This window comes from Chryseobacterium sp. X308 (assembly GCF_020733145.1).
Taxonomy (GTDB): Bacteria; Bacteroidota; Bacteroidia; order Flavobacteriales; family Weeksellaceae; genus Chryseobacterium; species Chryseobacterium cupriresistens.
In genome coordinates this window covers 83,531-108,286 of record NZ_JAJFZH010000012.1, presented here as the reverse complement: position 1 = coordinate 108,286, position 24,756 = coordinate 83,531, and the positions used below count along the sequence as shown (strand labels likewise).

General features: G+C 36.5%; 28 protein-coding genes. 19 read left to right on the top strand and 9 right to left on the bottom strand.

Translation table 11 applies throughout. The features are described 5' to 3' along the window. The first annotated feature begins 8 nt into the window (after positions 1-8). The 6 genes from LIV57_RS14120 (at position 9) to LIV57_RS14095 (ending at position 3,875) form a co-directional block, all read left to right on the top strand. A complete protein-coding gene (locus LIV57_RS14120) occupies positions 9-794 on the top strand; it encodes a hypothetical protein (protein WP_227943084.1) in 786 nt (261 codons plus the stop codon). 19 nt (positions 795-813) lie between these two features. Next, positions 814-1,206 carry a VOC family protein gene (locus tag LIV57_RS14115; RefSeq protein ID WP_227943083.1) on the top strand — a complete coding sequence of 131 codons (393 nt, stop codon included), beginning with the start codon at positions 814-816 and terminating at the stop codon, positions 1,204-1,206. A 9-nt stretch (positions 1,207-1,215) separates the two neighbouring features. Then, positions 1,216-1,752: a GNAT family N-acetyltransferase gene (locus LIV57_RS14110; protein ID WP_227943081.1), complete on the top strand. Its 537-nt coding sequence runs from the start codon at positions 1,216-1,218 to the stop codon at positions 1,750-1,752. A 79-nt stretch (positions 1,753-1,831) separates the two neighbouring features. Continuing rightward, positions 1,832-2,065 (top strand): hypothetical protein, encoded by a 234-nt coding sequence (locus LIV57_RS14105; RefSeq protein WP_227943079.1) that lies wholly within the window; start codon positions 1,832-1,834, stop codon positions 2,063-2,065. Positions 2,066-2,177: 112 nt separating this feature from the next. Next, positions 2,178-2,729 carry a putative glycolipid-binding domain-containing protein gene (locus LIV57_RS14100; RefSeq protein ID WP_227943078.1) on the top strand — a complete coding sequence of 184 codons (552 nt, stop codon included), beginning with the start codon at positions 2,178-2,180 and terminating at the stop codon, positions 2,727-2,729. A 228-nt stretch (positions 2,730-2,957) separates the two neighbouring features. Then, positions 2,958-3,875, top strand: a complete 918-nt coding sequence (locus LIV57_RS14095; protein ID WP_227943076.1) for an alpha/beta fold hydrolase — start codon at positions 2,958-2,960, stop codon at positions 3,873-3,875. Positions 3,876-4,029: 154 nt separating this feature from the next. Here LIV57_RS14095 and LIV57_RS14090 read toward each other — a convergent pair whose 3' ends face one another. The 3 genes from LIV57_RS14090 to LIV57_RS14080 all read right to left on the bottom strand — a co-directional run bounded on the left by LIV57_RS14090 (position 4,030) and on the right by LIV57_RS14080 (position 7,867). Next, positions 4,030-4,956: a malate dehydrogenase gene (locus tag LIV57_RS14090; protein ID WP_034699354.1), complete on the bottom strand. Its 927-nt coding sequence runs from the start codon at positions 4,954-4,956 to the stop codon at positions 4,030-4,032. A 115-nt stretch (positions 4,957-5,071) separates the two neighbouring features. Beyond that, positions 5,072-5,623, bottom strand: a complete 552-nt coding sequence (locus tag LIV57_RS14085; RefSeq protein WP_227943075.1) for a biliverdin-producing heme oxygenase — start codon at positions 5,621-5,623, stop codon at positions 5,072-5,074. 21 nt (positions 5,624-5,644) lie between these two features. Then, a complete protein-coding gene (locus tag LIV57_RS14080; RefSeq protein WP_227943073.1) occupies positions 5,645-7,867 on the bottom strand; it encodes an ATP-binding protein in 2,223 nt (740 codons plus the stop codon). A gap of 354 nt (positions 7,868-8,221) precedes the next feature. On the opposite strand from LIV57_RS14080, the gene LIV57_RS14075 reads away from it, so the two are divergent. The 6 genes from LIV57_RS14075 to LIV57_RS14050 all read left to right on the top strand — a co-directional run bounded on the left by LIV57_RS14075 (position 8,222) and on the right by LIV57_RS14050 (position 15,402). Beyond that, positions 8,222-9,271, top strand: a complete 1,050-nt coding sequence (locus tag LIV57_RS14075) for a linear amide C-N hydrolase (RefSeq protein ID WP_227943071.1) — start codon at positions 8,222-8,224, stop codon at positions 9,269-9,271. A gap of 152 nt (positions 9,272-9,423) precedes the next feature. After that, on the top strand, positions 9,424-10,587 hold the full coding sequence (locus tag LIV57_RS14070; RefSeq protein ID WP_227943069.1) for a porin: 1,164 nt from the start codon (positions 9,424-9,426) through the stop codon (positions 10,585-10,587). Positions 10,588-10,605: 18 nt separating this feature from the next. Beyond that, a complete protein-coding gene (locus tag LIV57_RS14065; RefSeq protein ID WP_089690053.1) occupies positions 10,606-12,036 on the top strand; it encodes an anion permease in 1,431 nt (476 codons plus the stop codon). A gap of 16 nt (positions 12,037-12,052) precedes the next feature. Next, positions 12,053-12,709, top strand: a complete 657-nt coding sequence (locus LIV57_RS14060) for a succinate dehydrogenase cytochrome b subunit (protein WP_227943067.1) — start codon at positions 12,053-12,055, stop codon at positions 12,707-12,709. Between the two features lie 11 nt (positions 12,710-12,720). Further along, on the top strand, positions 12,721-14,637 hold the full coding sequence (locus tag LIV57_RS14055; protein WP_227943064.1) for a fumarate reductase/succinate dehydrogenase flavoprotein subunit: 1,917 nt from the start codon (positions 12,721-12,723) through the stop codon (positions 14,635-14,637). A 12-nt stretch (positions 14,638-14,649) separates the two neighbouring features. Further along, positions 14,650-15,402: a succinate dehydrogenase/fumarate reductase iron-sulfur subunit gene (locus LIV57_RS14050; protein ID WP_227943063.1), complete on the top strand. Its 753-nt coding sequence runs from the start codon at positions 14,650-14,652 to the stop codon at positions 15,400-15,402. A 91-nt stretch (positions 15,403-15,493) separates the two neighbouring features. Here the strand turns inward: LIV57_RS14050 and LIV57_RS14045 are convergent, their stop codons facing one another. From LIV57_RS14045 to LIV57_RS14025, 5 genes are all read right to left on the bottom strand, one after another. Then, positions 15,494-16,267, bottom strand: coding sequence for a cyclase family protein (locus tag LIV57_RS14045; protein WP_227943062.1), 774 nt, complete (start codon positions 16,265-16,267; stop codon positions 15,494-15,496). A gap of 82 nt (positions 16,268-16,349) precedes the next feature. Continuing rightward, positions 16,350-17,204, bottom strand: coding sequence for a GLPGLI family protein (locus LIV57_RS14040; RefSeq protein ID WP_227943061.1), 855 nt, complete (start codon positions 17,202-17,204; stop codon positions 16,350-16,352). A gap of 71 nt (positions 17,205-17,275) precedes the next feature. Then, a complete protein-coding gene (locus LIV57_RS14035) occupies positions 17,276-17,473 on the bottom strand; it encodes a bacteriocin-like protein (protein WP_227943060.1) in 198 nt (65 codons plus the stop codon). Positions 17,474-17,779: 306 nt separating this feature from the next. Continuing rightward, positions 17,780-18,742: a hypothetical protein gene (locus LIV57_RS14030; RefSeq protein ID WP_227943059.1), complete on the bottom strand. Its 963-nt coding sequence runs from the start codon at positions 18,740-18,742 to the stop codon at positions 17,780-17,782. 61 nt (positions 18,743-18,803) lie between these two features. Then, a complete protein-coding gene (locus tag LIV57_RS14025) occupies positions 18,804-19,817 on the bottom strand; it encodes a nucleoid-associated protein (protein WP_137905808.1) in 1,014 nt (337 codons plus the stop codon). Positions 19,818-20,164: 347 nt separating this feature from the next. Here LIV57_RS14025 and LIV57_RS14020 point away from each other — a divergent pair, with 347 nt between their 5' ends. The 5 genes from LIV57_RS14020 to LIV57_RS14005 all read left to right on the top strand — a co-directional run bounded on the left by LIV57_RS14020 (position 20,165) and on the right by LIV57_RS14005 (position 22,083). After that, positions 20,165-20,329, top strand: coding sequence for a hypothetical protein (locus LIV57_RS14020; protein WP_227943058.1), 165 nt, complete (start codon positions 20,165-20,167; stop codon positions 20,327-20,329). A gap of 11 nt (positions 20,330-20,340) precedes the next feature. After that, positions 20,341-20,697 carry a hypothetical protein gene (locus LIV57_RS14015; RefSeq protein ID WP_227943057.1) on the top strand — a complete coding sequence of 119 codons (357 nt, stop codon included), beginning with the start codon at positions 20,341-20,343 and terminating at the stop codon, positions 20,695-20,697. A gap of 82 nt (positions 20,698-20,779) precedes the next feature. After that, a complete protein-coding gene (locus LIV57_RS22915; protein WP_262486817.1) occupies positions 20,780-20,911 on the top strand; it encodes a hypothetical protein in 132 nt (43 codons plus the stop codon). A 51-nt stretch (positions 20,912-20,962) separates the two neighbouring features. After that, positions 20,963-21,358: a hypothetical protein gene (locus LIV57_RS14010; RefSeq protein ID WP_062674152.1), complete on the top strand. Its 396-nt coding sequence runs from the start codon at positions 20,963-20,965 to the stop codon at positions 21,356-21,358. 125 nt (positions 21,359-21,483) lie between these two features. Next, positions 21,484-22,083 carry a hypothetical protein gene (locus tag LIV57_RS14005; protein WP_227943056.1) on the top strand — a complete coding sequence of 200 codons (600 nt, stop codon included), beginning with the start codon at positions 21,484-21,486 and terminating at the stop codon, positions 22,081-22,083. Positions 22,084-22,159: 76 nt separating this feature from the next. Here the strand turns inward: LIV57_RS14005 and LIV57_RS14000 are convergent, their stop codons facing one another. After that, a complete protein-coding gene (locus LIV57_RS14000) occupies positions 22,160-22,672 on the bottom strand; it encodes a thioredoxin family protein (protein WP_227943055.1) in 513 nt (170 codons plus the stop codon). 861 nt (positions 22,673-23,533) lie between these two features. Between LIV57_RS14000 and LIV57_RS13995 the strand changes: the two genes are divergently transcribed. Together LIV57_RS13995 and LIV57_RS13990 are read left to right on the top strand one after the other, a co-directional pair. Further along, a complete protein-coding gene (locus LIV57_RS13995; RefSeq protein WP_227943054.1) occupies positions 23,534-23,803 on the top strand; it encodes a hypothetical protein in 270 nt (89 codons plus the stop codon). Between the two features lie 59 nt (positions 23,804-23,862). Then, entirely contained in the window at positions 23,863-24,630 is a 768-nt protein-coding gene (locus tag LIV57_RS13990) for a GLPGLI family protein (protein ID WP_227943053.1), read from the top strand. Positions 24,631-24,756: the final 126 nt, after the last annotated feature.

The window sequence follows — 24,756 nt, the reverse complement described above, 5'->3', positions numbered from 1 at the left end:
AATAACCAATGATATTAGGTGTATACTGGTATTTCAAATTCCCAGACCATTTATATGACTTTCAATTTTTCAAATTTTCTCCTGGACTTGGAGGACATGCCGATACTCCTGCTGAACTGACTGCCAGAGTACATGTGGAAAATACAGATGGTTTTGTCCATAAACTGGAAGCGCTAAAATCTGACTTCAAAAGAACCTATTTACACCTGAATATTGATGATAATCAAGTAATCATCAATATTGGTGGCCATATGCTTTTTGATTTCCATTTTCAGTTTGCATTAGAAATTGAAGAATTATTAATCCGGGAAAATGCTGTATCAGTGGATTACAGTGTTCCTTTTACCATTCAATCTACCAGAAGTTTTCCTCCGGAAAAAGAAAAATTCAAAAATATAGAACACCGCTTCATCCAGATGGTGGGATCGGATTTCAGAAAAAGCAATGCAGAGAATTATGCAGCCAGAATTGATTGCAATCTGCCTTTGCAGTACAAGCAGGTTCTTATTAATGATTTAGACCGTATATGCAGAGAAGAAAACATCCATGTATTTTACTATAATGATTTTGATTATAAAAATCATTGTAATCTGATGCTCTTTTTCACCAATGGCAGACAGAAAAAAGAAACCATTCAAAAGGTTGACATCAATTCATTTGGACGTAAAGTGCGGCAGCTTAGCCAGAAATATCCTCTTCATTTCGGTCATTTCGGAAGCTTTAAGGAATATCCTTTACGCGGACCCCATTCAGTGTTGATGGTAGATGAAGAATATATTGTAAACAAGAAATAAACCTTTCAAATTCAATCTTATGATCAAATTCAAATATGTTATTCTGTACGTGCAAGATGTAGAACTGTCCATGAATTTTTATAAAAACACCTTTGGTTCCGAAATAAAATTCATCACTCCTGAAAAAGATTATGGCGAACTGCTGACCGGGGAAACAAGTCTTTCATTTGCTTCTGTGAACCTGGCCAGTTCCAATATTAAAAAAGGATTTTTAACCGCAAAAACAGAAGACAAACCTTTTGGAATGGAACTGGGATTTACAACGGATGATGTGGAAGCCTTGGTAGAAAAGGCACTAAAAAACGGGGCTGTTCTTTACGAAGATATCGCGGTAAAACCATGGGGACAAAAAACAGCTTATATCAAAGATCCCAGCAATTATCTGGTAGAAATCTGTACTGAAATGCAATAAAATGTAAAGGTGGAAATAAAAAAATTACAGCAGCTGTCCTCCAATCCCAGCGCAGGATGGGGACATAACGGATATACAACAGACATACGGTATGTGGTTTCATCTATTGAATTCGGAGGTTCTTTTGAGTTTATTATAAAGGAAAAGTCTTTGCCTTATACCAAAATCTGGGAAACGACTTCCGAAGACCTTGAAGAAATGAATACGATCATTGAACAGGGAAATTCCTTTGGTGCTTTTGTCAATGAAGAGCTGGCAGGCTGGATCATCTGTGAACACAGGACGTGGAACAACAGTTTTTATATAGAAAGCATTCTGGTTGACGAAAAATACAGACGGCAGGGAATCGGAATCATGCTGATTAAAAACGCCATTAAAGAAGCAAGGAGATTAAATTGCAGGGTTATTGAACTGGAAACACAAAATACCAATTATCCTGCGATACAATTTTACAGAAGAATGGGATTTAATATTACCGGACTCAACACAAGGTTGTACGAAAATACAGAGGAAATTGCGCTTTTCATGACTTTGGATATAGAGTAATATATCATATTCATTAAAACACTTGCTGGCGTGTTAATAATTTTATACATTAGTAATCAACAAATTAAAAATGATTACTATGAAAAATCTTAAAAAACTAAAGAGAAATCAGCTGTTGCTGATCAGTGGAGGCGATACTCCTTATGCCTTATGTGATATGGATGGCAACTGCCCTCCGACAATAGGTTCCTACTATTGCAGCGATGGTACCTGTTACAGAGTTTCGGGTGGCGGTGGCGGTAATCCCGGATGTAATGAACCAATGCGTCTTTGCCAGGAATGGGAAACAGGATGCGGGTGTGTTTATATATAAATGTATTTTGTTAGATAAAATTTTGGAAGAGCGGTTTTTACCGCTCTTTTTTGCAATCAGCAATAGCATTCATTAACTTGCATCTCTTAATAATACATCAAAGAATATCATTATGAAGACATTAATCTGGAAAGGAATATTTTACCAATCTCTTGAATATTTTAATTTACAATCTGATGATAAAAACTATACGGTAAAATCAAAAATCATCGGTTGTCTTGAGGATAAAATATATAATACAGAGTATAAAATTCACATTGATAAAGACTGGATCGTTCAGGATTTTTTGATTGAATCTGAGGTCAATACAATTAAAAAAACTTTTTCGGGAAAAAGAAATCAAAGCCAATGGGAAATTAATGGTGTTGTAAATCCTGAGTTTGATCATTTCAATTTCATAGACATTTCTCTTACTCCGTTTACCAATACTCTACCGATCAACAATTTAAAGCTTTCAGAGAGTGGTTCTCAAAAGATTAATATTATATATATTGACGTGTTAAAACATCATATCAGACCTGTTCAACAACAATATACCCGGACAGCTGTTAATAAATACCTGTATGAAAATATCGAAACCGATTTTAAAGCTGAAATTTCGGTTGACGAAAGTGGATTAGTCACCTGCTACCCTGAATTGTTTGAAAAGATTGCAGAATTTTAATACCATAAAAGAACTCCATAATCGTTAATAGATCAAGCTGCTACCCTTGCATTTCAAGGCAAATAATACTCAGGAACAATCTGATAAAGTAAGAGAACTTAAAGATAATGCTCTTTTTAAATGTATTGCATTTGTACAATATAATCAAAGAATTAAGACGTGACAGAGCCAAAGGAAGATAGTTTGGTATTTTAGTAATAAATACCCTTATACAGTTGTTATAATAATATGAAAACAATTGCTATCCTACTCTTTTTTCTCACTTCCTTGACTGTCATTTCAGCTCAGAATAAACCGTCAGAAGGCATCTTTGAGACCTCAGATCACGTAAAGATCAAATATAAAGTCTCCGGAAAAGGAGAAGCTTGTATTTATATTCCAGGTGGTCCCGGACAGGGATATCCATCTTTTGAGCTGATGGGTGGAAATAATCTGGAAAAAAACTTACGGATGATCTATATGGATCAACGGGGTTCCGGAAAATCCGGCACATCGGACAACTATCATCTCGATAAAATGATTCAGGATATTGAAGAATTGAGACAGCATCTGAAATTGAAAAAGGTATTCTTGCTGGCTCATTCCTTTGGCGGAATCATAGCAGTCAATTATGCAAAAAAATATCCAGAGTATACCAAAGGACTCATTCTTGCGAACGTTACCCTTCATTTTCTGAATGATGAATCTGTCAAAGAACAGATTGAATACGGAAACAGCCTTTTACAGTTAAAAAACAGAGTGATTCCTAAAGACAGTCTTTCTTCAGAGCTTTCAAAAGTCAGCAGCGCTTTAAGAAAGAAAAGAATCGGGTATAAATTCCTGACCGAAGATATTGAAACCATAAAAGAGTCTGATAAAATAGATTCTCTTCATCCCCGCATCATCGACTTTGGAATGGCAGTAATCTCAAAACCCAAAGAATTTCCTGAATATTATGCCGATTATGCACCCATCACCAGGGACATTCGTGTTCCGGTACTTATCATTACCGGAAAAAATGATAAAGCAGTCGGAACTCAGCATTATAAAACTTTCCGGTTTCCCAATCAGAAAGTAGTTTCTATTGATGGCGGACATCTTTTGTACTACGAGAAAAATAAAGAATTTGTGAAGTCTGTTACTCATTTCGTAAAAACAACGAAGTAATAGCAGCTGTTTATTTTTATAATCAGTTTTCGGCGCGGCCTTCGGCCGCGCCGAAAACTTCCTCCATTCAAATACTCAAACAAAATCCGGCTGTTTCAAATTTGAAACAGCCGGATTATATCTATTTTAATTCCTGCTTAAAGTGGGTAAATCATTAAAATTTAAGATCTCCATTCACTTCTCTTACTGCATTAGCAGCTTCAGCGAATTTCAATTGCTCTTCAGCAGTCAATGTTACATTTACGATTGATTCTACTCCATTCGCTCCGATAATCGCAGGAACACCTAAGCAGATATCATTTTGTCCGTATTCTCCTTCAAGCATTAAAGAACAAGGGATCATTTTCTTCTGGTCACATGCAATGGCCTGAACCATTACAGAAACAGCAGCACCTGGAGCATACCAAGCTGAAGTTCCTAATAATTTTGTAAGCGTAGCTCCTCCTACTTTCGTTTCTTCGATGACATATTTTTGTTGCTCATCACTTAAGAACTCAGTTACAGGAACCCCGTTTCTTGTCGCTTTGCTCAATAATGGAAGCATACCTGTATCACTGTGAGCAGCGATTACCATTCCGTCAACATCAGAAATCGGAGCTTCTAAAGCTTCAGCCAATCTGTATTTGAATCTTGCAGAGTCTAATGCACCACCCATTCCGATGATTTTGTGCTTAGGAAGACCTGAAGTTTTGTGAACAAGGTAAGCCATAGTATCCATTGGATTGGAAACCACGATGATGATTACTTCCGGAGAGTGTTTTACTAAGTTTTCAGTAACTTCTTTCACGATACCAGCATTGATACCGATCAATTCTTCTCTTGTCATTCCAGGCTTTCTGGGAATTCCTGAAGTGATTACTGCTACATGAGAACCTGCAGTCTTGCTGTAATCTCCTGTTGTACCCGTAATTTTTGTATCAAATCCGTTAAGAGATGCTGTCTGCATCAAATCCATTGCTTTCCCTTCAGCAAACCCCTCTTTAATGTCTACCAAAACTACTTCTGAACAGAAGTTCTTCATTGCGATGTATTCTGCACAGCTTGCTCCTACAGCGCCTGCACCTACTACAGTTACTTTCATATTGTTACTTTTTAAATTATTTTTTTGTTAGTTAAGTTAAATTTGAAACTCCCCAAATTTAACAATTCCTGAAAAATTGCGCAATTTTTCAGGAATTTAATTAGAATTAAAATAATTAGTTGACATTCAGTAAAAACGAATACAGTTTTTTTGCGCCGGAAAGCACCTCATTGTAGCTTTCTTCTGCCACCTCAGTATCCAGAACTTCTTTAAAGTTTTTCCACATCGGGCCTGTATTTTCCTGATAACATCCGAAAAAATTGAAAGTAACGTCATCAAAACCCTCCGTTTTAGAAAGCTGTTTAGCAATAACATTTCCTCCCAACGTAGACCCTTCAATCACATACATCGCTCCAAGCGCTTCATGTTCATTATCGAAATCCAGGGGATGGGAAACTTCCTGATTTTTCAGGGAAAGGCTTTTCAGGTCTTTTTCAATAAGGGAAAGCTTCTTTCTTTCCTCAAGCTGAAGTTTTTCTGCATACTTGTCAGACAGGCTGCTGAATATTTTATCTTCGCTGTGAAGAAGCATCAGGTAATTGGTATGAATGATTTTTTTATAATCCTCTAAAGTGAAGGTTTTGTTGAAAATCTTCTCAGAATTAAAAAGTTTTTCTGCCGCATCGTGATACTCTGCTGTATTCTGTTTAAGATATTCTGATACCATAAATAACGTTTTAAAAGTTTCTCAAATGTAAGGCTTTTTGAACGTTAAAATAAATGAAGTCCCCTCATTATTACTCTCAAAATCAACATTTCCTCCAAGTCTTTGCATAATGCGGTGCACAATAGATAATCCCACTCCGTTTCCTTTGAATTTCTTGGCATTATCCATCCTGTTAAAGATTTTAAACATCTTATGTTTTTCCTCCACAGGAATACCGATACCGTTGTCTGAGATCCTGTAAATAATGGTTTGCCCATCTTCAGTTCCTTCAATTTCCACTTTCGGAAGATCTTTATGGGAAGAATATTTCACAGCATTGTTGATGATGTTCAGAAACACCTGATGAAGCATTGTCTTATCAGCCAGTACATCCGGACATTCCTTGATGATAATCTCACTGCTGGCACTTCCGTAGGTCATCTTGGCATTTTCAGATATTTTCTCAATAGTATGCGTTGTTTTCAGACTTTCAAGCTGAATTTCGCTGTGCTTGGCACGGCTCAGCTGCAGGACGTCATGCATCATTTCAGCCATATTATCAATTTCTTCAATAATGGCATTGATCTTGGCTTTACTTTTTTCAGAATTATCGGCAAGGTTTCCCAGAAGCATTTGTGCATTCAGTTTCATCACGGTGAGAGGTGTTCCCAGGTCATGAGAAATGGTGTAGGAAAAACTGTCAAGTTCCTCATTTACTTTTTTAAGCTCATCATTAAGCCTTTTAATCGCATTGTAATTTTTATGGGAAGTTTCTAAGATCAGATCTCTTACAGCCTGTACTGCACTTACATTTCTGGAATTCCATCTTTTGGAATGCCCTTTGATATTTTCTGTAAAAATGCGGAATGAAGTTCGGGGAGATATCATTTGTCTTTCCTCTCCGTTCTGAGAAAATACACTGACTTTCTTCTCCGGATTTCCGGCCCAGTTGATATGTTCATCAAACTCTTTTCTGAACCAGATCAGCATTTCATTTTTATCCCTTTCAATAAAATAGATGGCAATGCCCGCTGCATTTTCAGTCAGTTCGAGTTCTTTACCATGGTCTTTAAGGAAGTTTCGGCTCACATAAATACGTTCATCGGTATTACTAAGCGCCCATACTGCAATTCTTCCAATACTTTCGAGATCAGGAGTACTTCCGTCTGTTACTATATTTTCATCAGAAACAATGGCAAGCCCATCTGCTTCCGGTAAGTTTCTGATTTCTTTTTTACATTCAACAAGAGAATCAAAGAGATTGTTATGCTTTAAAAATTCCGTTTTCAGCTGAGACATTCTCTCATTGAGTTCCAACCGGTAATTCAGTTCGTTTTTTGATTTAAAAGAAGAATAGGCATTCGCTGCCAGAGCAGTAAAAATTCCGGCCTGTACTCTATCTTCAAGATCAATATGTTTAGGTTCAACATTCTGGCAGGTTACCAGACCCCATAGATGATCATCAATAATAATGGAAACACTGAAGCTGGAAGCCACTCCCGAATTTTTCAGATACTGTGCATGAACCGGTGACATTCCTCTGGATGCGGAGTAAGTAAGGTCAATATTTTCAGGACTTCTGCTTAAAATGGGAACCGTATCCGCATATACATTGCTGAAAATTCTTTTTCTTTTTTTCAGATAAAGATCACGGGCCTGTTTTGGAATATCAGACTCCGGGTAATGAAGACCAAGAAAGCTTTCCATATTTTCGTTTTTCTTTTCTGCGATTACTTTTCCGGAACCGTCCATCATGAATTTGTAGACCATCATACGATCATAATTTACCACCTTTGAAAGAGTTTCCAGGAGATGATTCCAGAGTTCCTTTTCATTGTCGATGATATAAAAATTATCATACTTATTGGAAATCCGTTTGTTGGGATTAATGATAACCTCTTCTAACTCCAGAAAAATATAAAGTTCACTTCTGAAAACAGAGAAATGATATTCTTTATCATTAATAAAAACCTTATCGAAATACGTTTCATTCTTACGTCTGGTAAACTTATCCAGTGAAGTATAGATTTCTGAATCAATAATGCCCTGAAAACTTTCCGGAAAGCCAGTAATCTTTCTTCCGAACAGCTCCTCTGAGCGCTCAATTTTAAATAGATCCGCAATATTCCTGCTAAAAAAAGTAATGGTACGGGATTCTGCATCAATGCCAATCAGGTAACCAAAGCTTTGTATAGAACCCGGAATATGGATAGGTTCTTCATGGCATTCTATAAAGTTCATATATCTCTTCAGTCTAGTAATCAAATATAGCGTTTTTTTGAACAGCTTTCAATTTTGTGGTATCTATTTTCAAACCTCAGTATATCAGGCATTCACGGGAAATAATGGTATAAAAAACGTAAAAAAAACATTAAAATATTCTTCATTTTATCCCTTTTTTCATGTCATTTCTGTAAAATATACGAAAAAAGATTCAATAATGCAATACTCAATCTTTAACCATGATTCATAACATAAATTACGGATTATTAATCTTAATAATTGTTTTATTTAAACAATTTTCGCTAAATTTATATCACCAAATAATGAATATGACAAAAATTCATTGAATTATTCACAACAAATTCAATACAAAATTTAAATTCAAATAATACTATTATGAAAAAGTTCCCATTAATTTTATTTTCTCTGATCCTCTCCGTAGGATTATGGAATCCTTCAGAAGCCTGTACAAGGGTAGTTTACAAAGGTCCCCAGAATACCGTTATTACAGCCCGTTCCATGGACTGGCGTGATGAGATCCCGGTCAATTTATGGGTACTTCCGAAAGGAATAGACCGCAACGGACTGGTAGGACCAAAATCTGTAAAATGGACCGCCAAATATGGCAGCCTTATCAGCTCTTCGTGGGATATTGCTTCTGCCGACGGAATGAACGAAAAAGGATTGGTAGCCAATCTGCTCTGGTTAGGAGAATCCCAGTATCCTAAATTCGACGGAAAAGGAAGTAAAAAGGGAATTGCCATTTCATTATGGGCGCAATATTATCTTGATAATTTCGCTACAGTAAAAGAGGCTGTAGAGTTTTCACGAAAAGAACCTTTCGTTATTGTTAGTGATTATATTCCGGGAACAGAAAGATTTACCACCGTCCATCTTTCCATTTCCGATGCTTCAGGAGACAATGCTGTATTCGAATATATTGACGGAAAGCTTGTCATCCATCATGATCCGTCTTACACGGTAATGACCAATTCTCCTGTTTTTGAGGAGCAGCTTGCCCTTAATAATTACTGGAAAGGTATTCCGGGGACCGTTATGCTTCCGGGAACCAACCGTGCCGCAGACCGCTTCGTAAGAGCTTCTTACTATATCAATGCGATTCCTCAGACCGCAGATACCCGCACAGCTGTAGCCAGCGTTTTCAGCGTAATCAGAAACTGCTCTGTTCCTTACGGGATCACTTCTGCCACAGAGCCTAATATTTCTTCTACAAGATGGCGTTCTGTTTCGGATCAGAAAAACCTGGTATATTATTTTGAAACAGTCTTTACTCCAAACACTTTTTGGGTAGATCTTAAGGAATTTGATTTAAGTCCAAAAGGTAAAGTAATGAAACTGGATCTTAGTAATTACCATACATACAGCGGAAAATCCAATGCAGAATTTAAAGAATCTGCTCCGTTCACCTTCTTAGGATTAAAATAGACATTTCGCCACAAACTACTTATGCTTAAGTAAATCTGGTTCCTGCAGATGAAGACCTAAGTATTCCGCACTTTGAGTGAATGTATGACCATTCAAAATACATCAGATGCATGTGGTAAAATAAAATTTACAATAAAAAAACAAAAATAGATATGGCCTTTTTTTCGATTAAAAAGAAAAGCCTGATCCTGTGTATGCTGGCCTGTGGGTTATCAGCTTATGCACAAAATCGGGATTCTCTTAAGACCACTTCTCCTCCACAGGAAGACAATGTAAAATATCCGCAGCTGCAGATCAAAGGCCTTTTTCAGGCGCGCTATCTTGTAGGGATGAGTAAAGATGTAGATGTAAACGGACTTCACCACACCGATGGTTCCGGAACTGATAATAATTTCATGCTCAAATATATGAGGGTTCAGATCCGGGCGCAGATCAGTAAACGTACTGAAGTTGTGGTTTTGGCTAACCTTGCCGATTTTAAAAACGATCCTAAAAGCAGAGTTCTTGAAAATGCTTACCTGAAATATACGTTCAATCCCAAATTGGCAATTACTGTAGGACAATTCAGACCCTGGTTTGGTATTGAAGAAACTTATCCTATTGATATTATTAAATCTTTGGACTGGTCTAACCAGTATACGGAATTCGGAAAGCTGGGCTGGACAAGTTTCCAGATCGGAATGTCTGCTACAGGACAGCTTCAGCTGGGAGAAATTCCTTTCCAATATGCTGTTTCAGTGGTGAACGGAAACGGAAAAAACCCGGTTAATGATAATGACAACGGAAAGCAGTATTCTACCCGCCTTGTTTTCGGATTATCAAAAAAATACAATTTCAATGTAGGGTTAAATGGTGGTATCGGAGAGGTATTCAGTAAAAAAGTATATGCTTTGGGAATAGACCTGAGCTCACTGATTCATTTTGATCCGAAATGGAGTCTCGATATGCAGCTGGAAGCTAAGCAGGCAACCAACCATGTTCTGTACAATTCTATTGCCCCTGAACTTCGTCCTGAAAATCCTGATCAATATCTGATCCGGGGAGCGTATTTCCTTCCGAACCTAAGATATGAAATCAACCACAAAAATCTTAGCGCCTTCGAACTATCCTGCCGTTACGAATATCTTGATACCAACTTCAGAATGGCATCCAACCCAAGACAAACGATTACCCCGATGTTCGGATTGGAATTCCTGAAAAATTATGGTGCAAGAATTCAGCTGGGAGTCCAGTTTGACCGCTACAAACATCAGATAGAAAACACATCACAATACAACAATAATCTATTCATTGTACAGGTACAAAGTAGATTTTAACGATTAAATAGTAGTATCATGAAAGAAATTAATATTAAAAACGTAGCGATCACATTTGTTGTTGCGTTGATCATATGGTTCATTCCTGCTCCGGAAGGTGTTGCCGAAAATGCCTGGCATCTGTTCGCCATCTTTGCTGCGACCATTTTAGGGATTATCCTTAAAGCAGCTCCAATGGGTACAATGTGTATGATGGCCATTGGTTTTACAGCCCTTACGCAAGTGGTAGCTCCGGGAGACGCGGGAAAATCCATTACCAAAGCGCTTTCCGGTTTTGGAGACAAAGTAATCTGGCTGATCGGGATTTCATTCTTTATTGCCAGAGGATTTATAAAAACCGGATTGGGGAACCGTATTGCCTTTTTATTCATCAGAGTTTTTGGAAAAAGCTCACTGGGACTGGCTTACGGGTTAGGACTTGCCGACGTTTGTCTGGCACCTGCCATTCCAAGTAACACCGCAAGAGGTGGTGGGATTATTTATCCTATCATGAAATCTATGGCGATAAGTTTTGATTCCGTTCCTGAAAAACCGGAAACTCATAGAAAATTAGGTTCATTTTTAACGTTGAACAGCTACTACATGAACCTCATCGCCTCTTCCATGTTCCTTACCGGGACAGCCAGTAACCCGATGTGTCAGAAGTTTGCAGCCAACCTTGGTATTGATATTACATGGATGTCATGGGCTGCTGCAGGGTTCATTCCTGGTGCAGTAGCGTTCTTTGTCGTTCCCTTGGTATTGTACAAATTATATCCGCCAGAATTGAAAAAAACAGGTGATGCTCCGAAAATGGCAGCTGAGAAATTAAAAGAAATGGGACCTATTTCCAGAAACGAATGGCTGATGCTGCTGGCATTCTTCATTCTGCTGGCCCTTTGGATATTCGGTGGAGCGCTTTCTATTGATGCTACTACTACAGCCTTTATCGGATTAACATTATTACTACTAACCTCAGTACTAACCTGGGAAGACGTAAAAGGTGAAAAAGGAGCATGGGATACTATCGTTTGGTTCGCCGTTCTGGTGATGATGGCAAGCTCTTTAAATGAGTTGGGTTTCATTGGATGGTTCAGTAACCTTATCAAAGTACAAATCGGAGGATTGAGTTGGCAGGTAGCTTTCCCGGTTATTATTGTAGTGTATTTCTTCAGCCACTATATTTTTGCCAGTGCTACCGCTCACGTAGCGGCCATGTATGCGGCATTGCTGGGTGTAGGGGTTTCTTTGGGAATTCCACCAATGTTACTGGCAATGATGCTTGGTTTCATGGGTTCAATTTACGGGGTGCTTACTCATTACGGCCACGGTCCGGCTCCGGTATTCTTCGGTAGTGGATATGTTGACCTGAAAGCCTGGTGGCTCAGAGGTCTTGAAATAGGAATTGTTCTATTGATCATTTATATGGTCGTAGGAGGATTATGGATGAAAGTCTTGGGATATTATTAATCAATAAATCAAAAATATGTTATCAACACTGTCAAGAAAAATGCTGATGTGCCTTACAGGACTCTTTTTGGGATTCTTCCTGTTGATTCATTTCCTAGGAAATCTTCAGCTTTTTCTTCCACAAGAACAGGCACACCTGCAGTTTAATGCCTATTCACATTTTTTATCAGGAAATATTATTATCAAAATAGTTTCTTACGTCTTGTATGCCAGTATCATTCTGCATGCTGTAGACGGCCTTATTATAACTTTAAAAAATAAAAAATCCGGCGGCGGTTATCAGTCTGACGGACGTGGAAGAGCCAGTACATGGGCTTCCAGAAATATGGGAATTCTCGGAACATTAATCCTGATTTTCCTGGTGATCCATTTCCAGAACTTCTGGTATATCTACAAATTCGGAACTCCTCCTTTGGATGAGAACGGAAATAAAGATCTCTACATTCTGGTAGTGAATGTCTTTAAAGAATGGTGGTACGTTATCATTTATGTTGTATCAATGATCGCTTTGTGTTATCACCTGATTCATGGAATACACAGCGCTGTAAGAACCCTGGGATTATATCATCCTAAGTTCGTACAATGGTTCAAAACGATCGGAATTGCTTATTCAATCGTTATCTGTGCAGGCTTTGCATTGATGCCAATTTATGTATTCTTTACTTATCATTAAACAGAACGGTCATGATTTTAGATTCAAAAATACCACAAGGCCCATTGGAACATAAATGGGAAAATTATAAAAAGAAAGCAAGACTCGTTAATCCTGCCAATCGTAAAAAACTGGATGTCATTGTTGTTGGAACAGGTCTGGCGGGTAGCTCAATTGCTGCTTCTCTGGGAGAAATGGGATATAATGTCAAATCATTCTGTTTCCAGGACAGCCCGAGGAGGGCACACTCTGTGGCAGCACAGGGAGGCGTGAATGCTGCCAAAAATTATAAAAACGATGGTGACAGTGTATACAGAATGTTTGTAGACACACTGAAAGGAGGAGACTTCAGAGCCCGTGAAGCCAACGTATACAGAATGGCAGAATGTTCTCTGAACCTCATCGACCAGGCTGTAGCGCAAGGTGTACCTTTCGGCCGTGAATACGGCGGATATCTGAACAACCGATCCTTCGGAGGGGTTCAGGTGAGCCGTACTTTCTATGCGAGAGGACAAACGGGGCAGCAGCTTCTTCTGGGAGCTTATCAGGCTTTAATGCGACAGGTTGGAAAAGGTTCCGTACAATTATTTTCAAGACATGAAATGCTGGATCTGGTTACTGTTGACGGCAAAGCCAGAGGAATTATCGTAAGGAATTTAGACACAGGAGATATTGAAAGACATGCCGCTCACGCTGTAATATTGGCAACCGGAGGTTACGGAAAAATTTATTATCTGTCTACCCTTGCCATGGGATGTAACGGTTCTGCCATCTGGAGAGCCCATAAAAAAGGAGCTTTAATGGCTTCCCCAAGCTGGATCCAGGTACACCCTACTTCACTTCCGCAATCAGGAGATTATCAGTCTAAACTGACCTTAATGTCTGAATCATTACGTAATGACGGCCGAATCTGGGTACCATTAAAGGAAGGTGAAACCAGACCTCCCAATGACATTCCTGAAAATGAAAGGGATTATTATCTGGAAAGAAGATATCCAGCTTTCGGAAACCTTGCTCCAAGAGATATTTCTTCCCGTGCAGCCAAGGAAAGAATTGATGCAGGTTTCGGAATCGGGCCTTTGAAAAACGCCGTTTATCTTGATTTTTCAAAAGCAATACAGGAACAGGGAAAAGATAAGATCAAAGAAAAATATGGAAACTTATTCGATATGTATCTTAAAATAACAGGATATGATGCGTACAAAGAACCTATGATGATCTCTCCTTCTGCCCATTTTTCAATGGGCGGACTTTGGGTAGATTATGAACTGATGACTACTGTTCCGGGACTATTCGCTTTAGGTGAAGCTAATTTTGCCGATCACGGAGCCAACAGATTAGGTGCCAACTCACTTCTGCAGGCCTCAGTTGACGGATATTTCATTGCGCCTTACACCATTGCCAATTATCTGGCGGATGAAATTCACACCGGAAAAATTTCACCGGATACTCCTGAATTTGAACAGGCTGAAAAAGCAGTTAAAGACCAGATCAATGGTTTTATCAATATCAAAGGAACCAAAACCGTTGATTATTTCCACAAAACTTTAGGAAAGCTCCTCTATGATTATTGCGGACTGGCCAGAAATGAAGAAGGGTTGAAATATGCCATTCAGGAAATCAAAAAACTGAAACAGGAATTCTACAAAGACGTAAGAGTTTCCGGACAGGGAGATAAAATGAATACCGAACTGGAAAAAGCAGGCCGCGTAGCCGATTATTTCGAAATCGGAGAACTGATGTGCTATGATGCATTAACCCGTAATGAATCCTGCGGAGCTCATTTCAGAGAAGAATTCCAGACTCCGGACGGAGAAGCCATGAGAAATGATGCGGAATACCAATTTATTTCTGCCTGGGCCTGGAAAGGCGAAAATGGAGAACCTGAAATGATTAAGGAACCTTTAATCTTTGAAGAAATTCAGCCAACGGTAAGAAGTTACAAATAAAAACAGAAAATTATGGATTTACATCTTAAGATATGGAGACAGAAAGACAGAAAAAGTGAAGGAAAACTGGTCCCTTACGACCTTAAAGGGTTGAATCCGCACATGTCTTTCTTAGAAATGCTGGACACTTTAAATGAAAAACTGATTATTGAGGGTGATGAACCTGTAGAATTTGATCACGATTGTCGTGAAGGAATCTGCGGACAATGCGGGATGATGATTAATGGTATTGCCCATGGTCCTTTGAAAAATACAACCACCTGCCAACTTCACTTAAGGTCCTTTAAAGACGGGGAAACGATTCTGATAGAGCCATTCCGGGCTGAAGCTTTTCCGGTGAAAAAAGATTTAAAAGTAGACCGTTCTGCTTTTGACAGAATTATATCTTCAGGAGGTTTTGTATCGGTGAATACAGGCCAGGCTCCTGATGCTACAGCAATTCCGGTGACTCACCAGACGGCTGAGGAAGCTTTTGATTCTGCTGCGTGTATCGGATGTGGAGCTTGTGTTGCCACTTGTAAAAATGGAAGTGCAGCTTTATTTACCTCTGCAAAAATCACTCACATGGCACTCCTTCCTCAGGGAAAAGAAGAGCGAAGCAAGAGAGTGCTGGATATGGTGGCTCAAATGGATACGGAATTATTCGGGCACTGCTCCAATACAGAAGCCTGTGAAGTAGAATGTCCTCAGGGAATTTCTGTCCTGAATATTGCCAGAATGAATTTTGAATACAACAGAGCTTTGTTTTTCAGAAAGAAGAATTAACCCGAGAAAATAAGGATGCTACATTTAAAAGGGCAAATTTGAAGATTCAAATTCGCCCTTTTTATTTTTTGTCAAAGATGATTTTTTCTTTTTATGCATCCATCATCGCCACCACTCTCGCCGGAGCTGCAGATCCGCCAACAATTTTTAACGGAAATACACAGATTTTAAATCCGGATGGAGGTAATGCACTAAGGTTTGTAAGCTGTTCGATGTGTAAATATTCTTTTTCGATTCCTACACGATGGCCTTCCCAGAAGAATTCAGGGTCATTCATTTCTTTGGCTTTCTGAGCCATATATTTCAGAGGAAGATCCCAGCCCCACTGATCAATTCCCATTACTTTTACGCCCTGGTCAATCAGCCATTCTGTAGCTTCTTTACTCATTCCCGTTCCTTTTTCCACAAAATCCGGAGTGCCCATCATTTTGTCACGATCGGTTCTGATCAGAACAATATTTCCTTCCTGAATGGTAATTCCATTTTTATCGAGATCTTTTTTCAAATCCTCAACAGTGATAGCAACAAAATCTTCTTTATGGGTACAGTCAATCACAATTCCGTCTCCGTAGCACCATTCCAGTGGAATCTGGTCTATCGTTTTAGCAGGCTTTCCTTCTACTACAGGACCATAATGCCAGGGAGCATCAATATGTGTTGTAGCATGAAGCCCCATATTTTTGATGGTATCATCTGCCCATCCAATCCAGTTTTTAGGAAAAAGTCTTGACGGAAGTCTTAATGCCAGACGAATGAGCCAATGTGATTTCCGATGGGCTTTATGTTTAATTTTCACCCGCATGAACCAGGGATCTCCTGCATTGTATTGGATAGATTTTGTCAGATCGACAATTGTTGTTTTCATATGATTTAGCTAAGGAAGCAAAGATAATGAATAAGGCAAAAAAACGAATAGGTATTAGCAAACGAAAAAAGATTAGCCATTACTAATCTTTTTCTAATTCTAGTGGGTTTTCGTATTTTTTATTTTCTTCTCGTTCTTTTTGTCTTTGCCTTATTATTTCTTGACCTTGTATAATGGTTGTTCCATAACTTGCGAGTACAGCAGCGGCATTGGCTTCATTATTTCTAACTGCTTGCTTTAATTTTTGTTGCGTAGTTTCTATCGCTTCTGTATATCTGCTCTTTTTAATGGTAATTAATTTACCATTTAATTTAGATGCAGGTATAGATTTTACCAATTCAAAATCAAAATCTCCTTTATCATCTGTTATTTTGACAATCAGTCCAGGTAATCCGCTAAATTTATATGGACCGTAAGGCAACGGAATTTCGGGAGCATACCATGCTATCCAGTTCCGACCTTTAAAAGTAACTTCTGCTTTTTTACAATTAATTGTGTTAATTATTTTTGTTTCATCTATAAGTTTCCAATTTTTTATTACAGGTTCTTTATAGGTAAGTAAAGACATTCCAGCTGATCTAAAATATTGTATATTTTCGTTGGATTGAATTATGGTAAAAGATAAACCTGTTTTTGGAATCACTACCCCTTTTTTCCAGCCAAGAGTTATACTACCATCAGCATTCTTTGTGCTTGTTCCTGAAGTGGCCATTACCGAATCACCTTTTAGCGATATAACACTTGCAAAAAATGCACGGTGATCTCCTATCTGTAATGAGAATTGTTCTTCATGCCGATAATCAGTCCGTGTATCGAATTTTGCTTTTAATTGATAGGTAAATTCCCCACGCAGAGTATCCTGTTTGTATGATTGTGTATAAAATAAAACACTATAAAATAAAATGAATATTTGTATTAGTTTTTTATGGTAATGCATAAGAGATTTTTTTATTATAAATTGCACTTATAGTATTAACTTTTACTATAAGTGCATTTACATTAGTTAGGCTAGATTATTACTAGGTCCATAGTGAGAAGCTGCTTACAATAATTTGCTTCAAGAGCTTCAGCCCAAGCATTTGCTTGCTCTGCTGTCCAATCTTGAGTGGTTGTAGCTTGTACTCCACAGGAAGTTTCAGTATACCAAACTTGACCTGCCTTTACAGTTTTAAGGTCTTCACGAGTCAATTTTTTAATTTTTTTCATAAAATATGTTTTTTTAATAAGTCTCAAATATATACAAATAACTCACATCTTAAAGATATTTTTCATTATATTAAGTAATTGTTTATCTGATAAAAACATATTTTTTACTTAAAAATTTCCGTATAAAAATTGAATTGATTTTTATCCTGTCACTTAAACAAAATGCATTTATTAAAAAAATGCATTTGGAGATTTTTTTATATGTTAAATAGTCAATGTCAAACAGAGACTTTACATCTAAAGTCTGAAAACATGTAATTATTCTGATGTATTATTATCAGATTTAGCGTTTTTACTTTTTACTCTCTACAACCCTCTGGGAATCATAATCTGCTTCGGATCATTCTCATCATACATGATCTCAATAGTTCCTTGTTGAGGAATGGAAGAAAGCTTTAAAAGACTCACAATTTTCTTATAAACAGCAATATGTTCAGTCCCTCTGAAATCATTAAAACTTACCTGAAACATGATTTGTGGCTGATCGTTCACTGTAAGGCCTGTCTGGCTTACACTGATAATATTGGCTTCCGCATTTCTTCCTGAAAAAAGAATACGTTCTTCTTTTGTATTTTTTAAAAACTTCCCGAAAATAAGCTGAAAAACCAGGACATAAATAATGGTCATCACCCCGCTGAAAATAATCGGGTGCATGAATGTCAGAAACCTCCAGCCAAAATCAAAAGACTCTCGCCAATAGAAATAAGAGTATAAGCCAATAACATAAGCAATCAATAATACAAGAAATACGATTCTTAAAATCATTCCTGATGTATTGAATCCTACTTTCTGATCACTTAAAATAAAATAAGGTTCCTGGGATACCTTAGGATTCAGCAGTACTTTGATTTTGTTTCCTACATCAAATCTTTTTTCGTGGGGTTTAGAATCATGAAACATCATTTTATGTTCTATCACCGTATTGCTGAGATTGGGAAATGAAAGCCCGACCTGAATGAGATTCATGTTTTTTTTAGGAATGTATTTCAGAAGCTTATAATCAATAATTTTGGCTTCTCTTGGAATTCCGTTCTGTACAATGGACCGGATCGTGTTTTTCTCTTTAAAAGTTGTAATGAAAAGCTTGTTGATAAAGAAAATAATCACATATCCCCATATTAACAAAGAAAAACCGAGATACCCATAGCTCACCGCTAATGAATTTCTCGGTTCTGTTGCCAGCTCCTCCGTCATCATGTAAATGAAAATTGGAAAAGGAACACAGAAAAAGAAGAGAAAAGCTCCCCAGAAAATGATCATCAATTTCATAACTGTTATTTTGTAATCAGCAATAAAGTTATGATATTATTATGGAACCGGAGATTTCTTTTTATACCTCTTTTTCGAAATAAAGTCTGTAATATTTTCCTTTATCATCCTCACCCATCTCGATCTTTTGTCGGTCTCCGTGGATGTAGATATGGAAGTTTTTATCTAATTTAATGATACTTTTAAAGTGTCTCTGCGTCTTTTTTACCGCCGCTTCACTGATCGGGAACTCTTCAGCAATATTTACCTGCATGTCCTGTTCGTAGTCTGTTTTAAAGTTTACAAAACTTTCAATCACATGCTCATCTCCCAAGACTTCACTGGCAAATTCATCCAGCTTAAATTCTTCTTTTTCCTTAAAGAAATTGATCGACTTGTTCAGGAAATCTGCCTGGTCTGCTTTGGAAACTTCAAATTCCTGGGGAAGCTGTTTGGTAATATAATCTTTATACACCATCAAAGCTTCCTGCGTGTGGAAATATTCATCATCACGCTGTTTTACTTTCAGGAAATCTTCGAACCAGTAATACATATCTCCGTTTTTGTTGTTGTCAACTACGGAAAGTACATATCCTGTTTCTTTATTGTTGTTGTAGATCAAAGCAGCCTTATCAATTTTAGACAAACCTATTCCCTGATCTTTTTCAATATCAAATGTTTCTTCTGCAGGATTGATTTTCAGAAAAGATTCTCTCTTCTCCGTTTTAAAAATCCCGATTTTATCCACTCTGTCCGGACGGTCGCTTTCATCTTCAAAAAGTACGATAAAAAGCTCTCCACTCTGAACTCTCGGATTTTCTGCCGCTTCGAAAAGATGTTTGGCAATATTCTCAGATTCCCAGATAAACTTGGATTTATCATCAAAAATTTCAGATACGGCACTGTAAACCGGATTATTCACCAGATAAGTGTCACTGTAAAAATGGAAGGTTTCTTCCGATTTAAAAGAACCTAAAAAGTAGTCTTCAAGCATTTCTGCCATTCCTTCTTCCAGCTTCAATTCCTCCTGGGAAAGTGTCAGCGAATCTCCGTTGATCTTATTTCCGACTCTGTGTACTATTATTTTTGAAAACATTTTCTGAATATTTGGACTGCAAAGATATTCATTCTTATCCTTACTGCGAAACTTAAAAAATGTCATTTTATAACACTCTCTTTTAACCACCCCGTCAAAAATTCTTTGAATTTTCGCCACCCCTCCAAAGGATGGGAATTATCAGTCCTCAGATTAGTAATAAGGTGTGATAGCAGCAATTTTTGTCTTTTTATTTTTTCCAAATTGATAAAACCCTTATCATTTTGACAGGCTTTTTTGCTTAAAAAATTCGTCTATAAAATAATAACTTATTAATTATCAATACGTTAAAAACATTCCATTTTCAACGGAATATCATTGGCATCATGATTTGAAAACATAGAAAAATGGACTTAAAGACTTTAAACAGAATCGACAAGCTCAGAAGATTAAAAAGCAAAGGACCTGCAACTCCAAAATGGCTTAAGCCCTATCATATGCTCTTTTTTGCTTTTTTAACCATTTTCATTTTTGGAGCCTTCATCAAAATGCTCGAACACTATCACCATTAAAATATAATACGATGAACTATTTACAAGCCGTAAAGGAAATCACTGATGTGGTTCCCGACTTTGAAAAAGAAGTAGAGAAAATCAAAATTCAAAACTCATACAGCATTATCCGCACCTTCACGGAACGTATTAAAAACATGATCCGACAGAATGACAGAAATCTGCTGTTCAGGAGTTTACAAAAGATGGACAAAATTTACACTGACGGAGATACAGTATTAAAGAATGCAATTGAGACAACCTTTATCTATTCTCTGGATAATTGTACTGCTTTCTGCACTGTGGAATACAGAAAAGTGATTTTTAGTCACATTTCTGCCAACCTTCAGAAAGTATATTCAAGACAAATTTACACTCACGGCATATAAACGTTTTGTTACATTTTTTATCCGTTTCATTACAAAGTGTTTAAATTAAACAAAATTAAAAATAACTCACAATCAATAGATTATGAAAAACAAAATCAGAAGAATTTCAGACTGGAAAACCTGGAAAACAACGACTAACAGACACAATGCAGAGATATTACTCACTCACATTGCTGTGATCGTTGGAGTATTTATTTTTGCAGCCTGCCTTTAAATTTTGGTATACATTTCGCTGCATTAAAAAGTGTTTGAAAAATTCTTAATTATGATGAAAGTACAAATGCAAACTATTAATCAAAAAATAGCTGTTGAATACTTAAAATTTTTCTATCCGCCACTTCGCAATGAAATCACCCAGCTGTCTGTACAGGACAATTTCGCAGGGATCATGCAGGCTACCGTAAATTATCTGAAGCACCTGCTGCAGGAATCGAAGATCAATATCATTGCCCATCACATCAAGTTGATGGACTGGATCTACAGAAACGGGAATTCTTATGTAAGAACCATGATTGAAAACCTGTTTGTAAGATCTTTCGAAAGCTTCAAGAAACACGCAAAGATCCAACATTGGAAACTTCTTTACCAATATATGCCTGTCAGCTTCCAGATCATTTATAATGAACAGCAGAAGCAGGATCAGATGTATTTTGGGAAATAAATTAAGTCAAAAAGCGAAAAGGTAAATATGCGTTTACCTTTTCGCCTTTTCATTCCTGATCGATATAACTCCCACTCTAATATGTTTCACAAATAGGTGTGAAACTTCTTTTTATAAAATATACCATGAAATACTCTTTTTATGCCCTGATAATGGCATTGTCATTAATATCGTGTGAAAACAACGATAATATAATTGATGATCCGAGACCTGTTGATAAAAATGTTTACTCGTTTCAATTTAAAAGTTATACTGTAAAAAATACGGTTTTGTATAAAGGATCAAACGGAGAAAAATCTACTCCTGATGAATCTTACCTTACCGATTACTGGAGCTTATACCAGGAACCTGCCTGGAAAAAAATAAACCTGGATCTTAAAAACAAAACGATCAGGTTATTCTCAGAAACCTCAACTACAGATTTTACCTACAGCTTTACCATCGCGAATGATTCTGTACTGATCAAAGAGAACAACAATAATAAACCAACTTACATTGGTGATTTCAATAAAAACACGTCATCCTTTACTTTAAAACGAACGTACCGATACGTTAAAAAAGTACCCCGTGATGACCATGACGCATTATTAATTACCAAAAGTTCTCATTTTGGAACCACTCAATACGAAAATATTTTCGGAAATATATTCTCCAAACCTTCTGAAATGATCAAAACAGGAGATCAGGTTTTATGGACCAATATTGAATATTCTTATCAGGAATAATTGTCATGTATGATTATCCAAAGCAAATCCCCGGAACTTACTATTCCGGGGATTTGTTTATAAAAAGTGATAGATCTTATTTCTTCACAAATACTTTCTCTATGATCTGTGCTTCTTCATTACTTAGTTTTGAGGCTTTCCCTAGCTTTGTAATAAAAGCTACTACTTCTTCCGGTGTGGCCGGCGATCCCAGATTTTCTCCTTTGGCATCAAAAGAATCCGCTAAAAATTCTCCCTTGGAATTAAGAATCAGCCAGAAAGGGAGTCCGGCATTTTCGCCATTAAATTTATTCATCAGCTCTTGTCCACCGGGATTCTCAAGACTTTTTTTATCACCTCTTTCCTGAACGTCAATGTAAGCTGTGACAAATCTCTTATCAAAAATAGGTTTGGTTTCAGGAAGATCCATATTTTTTTCCATCATTTTGCACCATTTGCACCATGAAGCATGGAACACCAGTAAAACATTTTTCTTACCTGCTTTAGCTTCTGTGAAAGCCTTATTTAAGACAACATCTGCTTTTTCCTGTGCTGCTCCCAACTGAAACAATAACAGGGTTACAACGATAATAATTTTTGAGTATTTCATTCTGAATTTTTATTTAAAATCTAAACGAATTTAGGTATTTAATCGTTCAGTTATTTTATTTAACTTTAATTATTATTATAAATAATGAGCTATAAATATTTTTACTGTTTTCTATTCACGTTTAGTCTTATAATATCTAATGCTCAGGTCTCTGAAGCAGTAAAAAAACTGGCACAGCCTTTAGACAATGTCTCCCTAATATTGGAGTTGGAGGTGAAAAAAGCAAAATTTATAGTCAATTTAAAAAAGTTGCCAAAATAGCCAGTAATGATGAACTTTATTATTTTGCAATGAATGGAAGCAATTCTTTAAGGGTTTATGCTGGTCAGGAACTATTTAAAAGAAATGATAAAAGATTTTTAGATATCTATGCATTTTATTCCGCCAATCCTTTGATTATGAAATATACTCAAGGCTGTGTTGGAAAAAATAAAAATATTTCAGAATTTTAAAAGATGAAGTATATTCTACCCAGTATTATATTTCGCTGCGGGATCAGTTATTAAAAAATAAAGATAAGCAAGATGAAATGTCAAAATTACAATTAAGCCAAATCAAAGAGCTGGGTTATGGGAAACTTACGGAAGAAAATATCAATGCAGTTAAAAAGCAGTTAGAAAAAATTGATAATAAAAAATCAAACTAAAATTTATCTGTTCAATATAATCGGCAAAACCAAAAATATAAAAAATATTACTATACCCTCCGAATTTTCATTGGATAATAGTTTTATTTTAAAGAGTATTTAAAGGAGCTTTAAACAAGACTTAAAATCTTTTTAATATCCTTACGGTTTTCCACATTTGGTGATTAGAAAAATAATTTTATATTTAAATTGTTAAATATTTAAAAAATATAATTATGAAAAAAGTATTATTACTTTCAGCATTTATGATTGCTGGACTTGTTTGTGCTAAAGAAAGCACTTCTAACAAATTAGAGTCAAAAAAGGAAAAACAGCAAATTGCAGCCTTTACAAGGTATTTGGTGACTATCAAAACTATTTGTGGAACTACTTATCAAACAGTTTTTGATTCTGAATTTGATTCAAGTGATTGCCTTTACAACGAATGGGAAATGTATAACAATCAAGATTGTGGACATTCCAGTTATGAAAATCCAATGACGTAATGAAAAAAATAATAGGCTGTCTTTTAACAGCCTATTTAATTATAATATTTTGAGTACCTATGAAACCACTTTTTAGAATTTTTTTGTTATTTCTTTGTTTTAACTATGTGAGAGGTCAAGAAAAAAAAGATTATTCGGAAATCGAAGTAAAGTATAAATATACTTTTGTACAAGATACTTTGGAAAAATCATCTACAATTAATGAGCCTATGGTCTTACTCACTAATGGCAAAAAATCTATATATTATAGTGAAAATTATAAGGCTGCAGTGGATGGTTTTGGGAAAAAACTGGAAGATGCAATGAAGACCGGAAATATTGTTGATCCCGGCTCTCTTCCGAAATCTAAGGTAAAGCATAATGTATATAAGGATGAAAACAAAACCTATATATCAAATTATTTAGGGAGAAATTATTACACCTATGAGAGTCCTGATAAACTTGACTGGCAAATTGATAATAAAAGCACTTCTACTATTGGCGGCTATAAATGTAATAAAGCAGTTGTAAGTGTAGGAGAAAAAAAGTTTATAGCTTGGTTTACTTATGATATTCCAATAAGTGATGGTCCATACAAATTTAGAGGACTTCCTGGATTAATATTAAAGATCAATGAGGTGAATAATTATATAGGTTTTGAACTTATATCAATAAATAAAACGAGTTTACCCATTGAGCAAAAAAAAGGGTTAATTGTATCCAAAGATCAATTTATAACAAAGAGAAAAGAATATATGAATGACCCCTATCAAGGTAAAATTAATAACCCTGAGTATAGAAAAATGATTGAGGACAATAAAAGGAAATATAACAATTCTTTAGAATAAAAAAATAAAACACCTGAATTTACAGGTGTTTTATTTTTCACTCATTATTTCTATACATCATTATAGCTAGCATTATGAGTGAGCTGTGTACCTATAATTACAGTTGTAGCTTCATCAAAAGGATTT

Coding starts and splice junctions, on each gene's coding strand:
- LIV57_RS14075 (WP_227943071.1), top strand. CDS start 8,222: ATGAAAAAGTTCCCATTAATTTTATTTTCTCTGATCCTCTCCGTAGGA.
- LIV57_RS14035 (WP_227943060.1), bottom strand. CDS start 17,473: ATGAAAAAAATTAAAAAATTGACTCGTGAAGACCTTAAAACTGTAAAG.
- LIV57_RS14105 (WP_227943079.1), top strand. CDS start 1,832: ATGAAAAATCTTAAAAAACTAAAGAGAAATCAGCTGTTGCTGATCAGT.
- LIV57_RS14060 (WP_227943067.1), top strand. CDS start 12,053: ATGTTATCAACACTGTCAAGAAAAATGCTGATGTGCCTTACAGGACTC.
- LIV57_RS14005 (WP_227943056.1), top strand. CDS start 21,484: ATGAAATACTCTTTTTATGCCCTGATAATGGCATTGTCATTAATATCG.
- LIV57_RS14025 (WP_137905808.1), bottom strand. CDS start 19,817: ATGTTTTCAAAAATAATAGTACACAGAGTCGGAAATAAGATCAACGGA.
- LIV57_RS14055 (WP_227943064.1), top strand. CDS start 12,721: ATGATTTTAGATTCAAAAATACCACAAGGCCCATTGGAACATAAATGG.
- LIV57_RS14045 (WP_227943062.1), bottom strand. CDS start 16,267: ATGAAAACAACAATTGTCGATCTGACAAAATCTATCCAATACAATGCA.
- LIV57_RS14015 (WP_227943057.1), top strand. CDS start 20,341: ATGAACTATTTACAAGCCGTAAAGGAAATCACTGATGTGGTTCCCGAC.
- LIV57_RS14100 (WP_227943078.1), top strand. CDS start 2,178: ATGAAGACATTAATCTGGAAAGGAATATTTTACCAATCTCTTGAATAT.
- LIV57_RS14095 (WP_227943076.1), top strand. CDS start 2,958: ATGAAAACAATTGCTATCCTACTCTTTTTTCTCACTTCCTTGACTGTC.
- LIV57_RS13995 (WP_227943054.1), top strand. CDS start 23,534: ATGAAAAAAGTATTATTACTTTCAGCATTTATGATTGCTGGACTTGTT.
- LIV57_RS14050 (WP_227943063.1), top strand. CDS start 14,650: ATGGATTTACATCTTAAGATATGGAGACAGAAAGACAGAAAAAGTGAA.
- LIV57_RS14030 (WP_227943059.1), bottom strand. CDS start 18,742: ATGAAATTGATGATCATTTTCTGGGGAGCTTTTCTCTTCTTTTTCTGT.
- LIV57_RS14115 (WP_227943083.1), top strand. CDS start 814: ATGATCAAATTCAAATATGTTATTCTGTACGTGCAAGATGTAGAACTG.
- LIV57_RS13990 (WP_227943053.1), top strand. CDS start 23,863: ATGAAACCACTTTTTAGAATTTTTTTGTTATTTCTTTGTTTTAACTAT.
- LIV57_RS14010 (WP_062674152.1), top strand. CDS start 20,963: ATGATGAAAGTACAAATGCAAACTATTAATCAAAAAATAGCTGTTGAA.
- LIV57_RS14090 (WP_034699354.1), bottom strand. CDS start 4,956: ATGAAAGTAACTGTAGTAGGTGCAGGCGCTGTAGGAGCAAGCTGTGCA.
- LIV57_RS14065 (WP_089690053.1), top strand. CDS start 10,606: ATGAAAGAAATTAATATTAAAAACGTAGCGATCACATTTGTTGTTGCG.
- LIV57_RS14070 (WP_227943069.1), top strand. CDS start 9,424: ATGGCCTTTTTTTCGATTAAAAAGAAAAGCCTGATCCTGTGTATGCTG.
- LIV57_RS14120 (WP_227943084.1), top strand. CDS start 9: ATGATATTAGGTGTATACTGGTATTTCAAATTCCCAGACCATTTATAT.
- LIV57_RS14040 (WP_227943061.1), bottom strand. CDS start 17,204: ATGCATTACCATAAAAAACTAATACAAATATTCATTTTATTTTATAGT.
- LIV57_RS14020 (WP_227943058.1), top strand. CDS start 20,165: ATGGACTTAAAGACTTTAAACAGAATCGACAAGCTCAGAAGATTAAAA.
- LIV57_RS14085 (WP_227943075.1), bottom strand. CDS start 5,623: ATGGTATCAGAATATCTTAAACAGAATACAGCAGAGTATCACGATGCG.
- LIV57_RS14000 (WP_227943055.1), bottom strand. CDS start 22,672: ATGAAATACTCAAAAATTATTATCGTTGTAACCCTGTTATTGTTTCAG.
- LIV57_RS22915 (WP_262486817.1), top strand. CDS start 20,780: ATGAAAAACAAAATCAGAAGAATTTCAGACTGGAAAACCTGGAAAACA.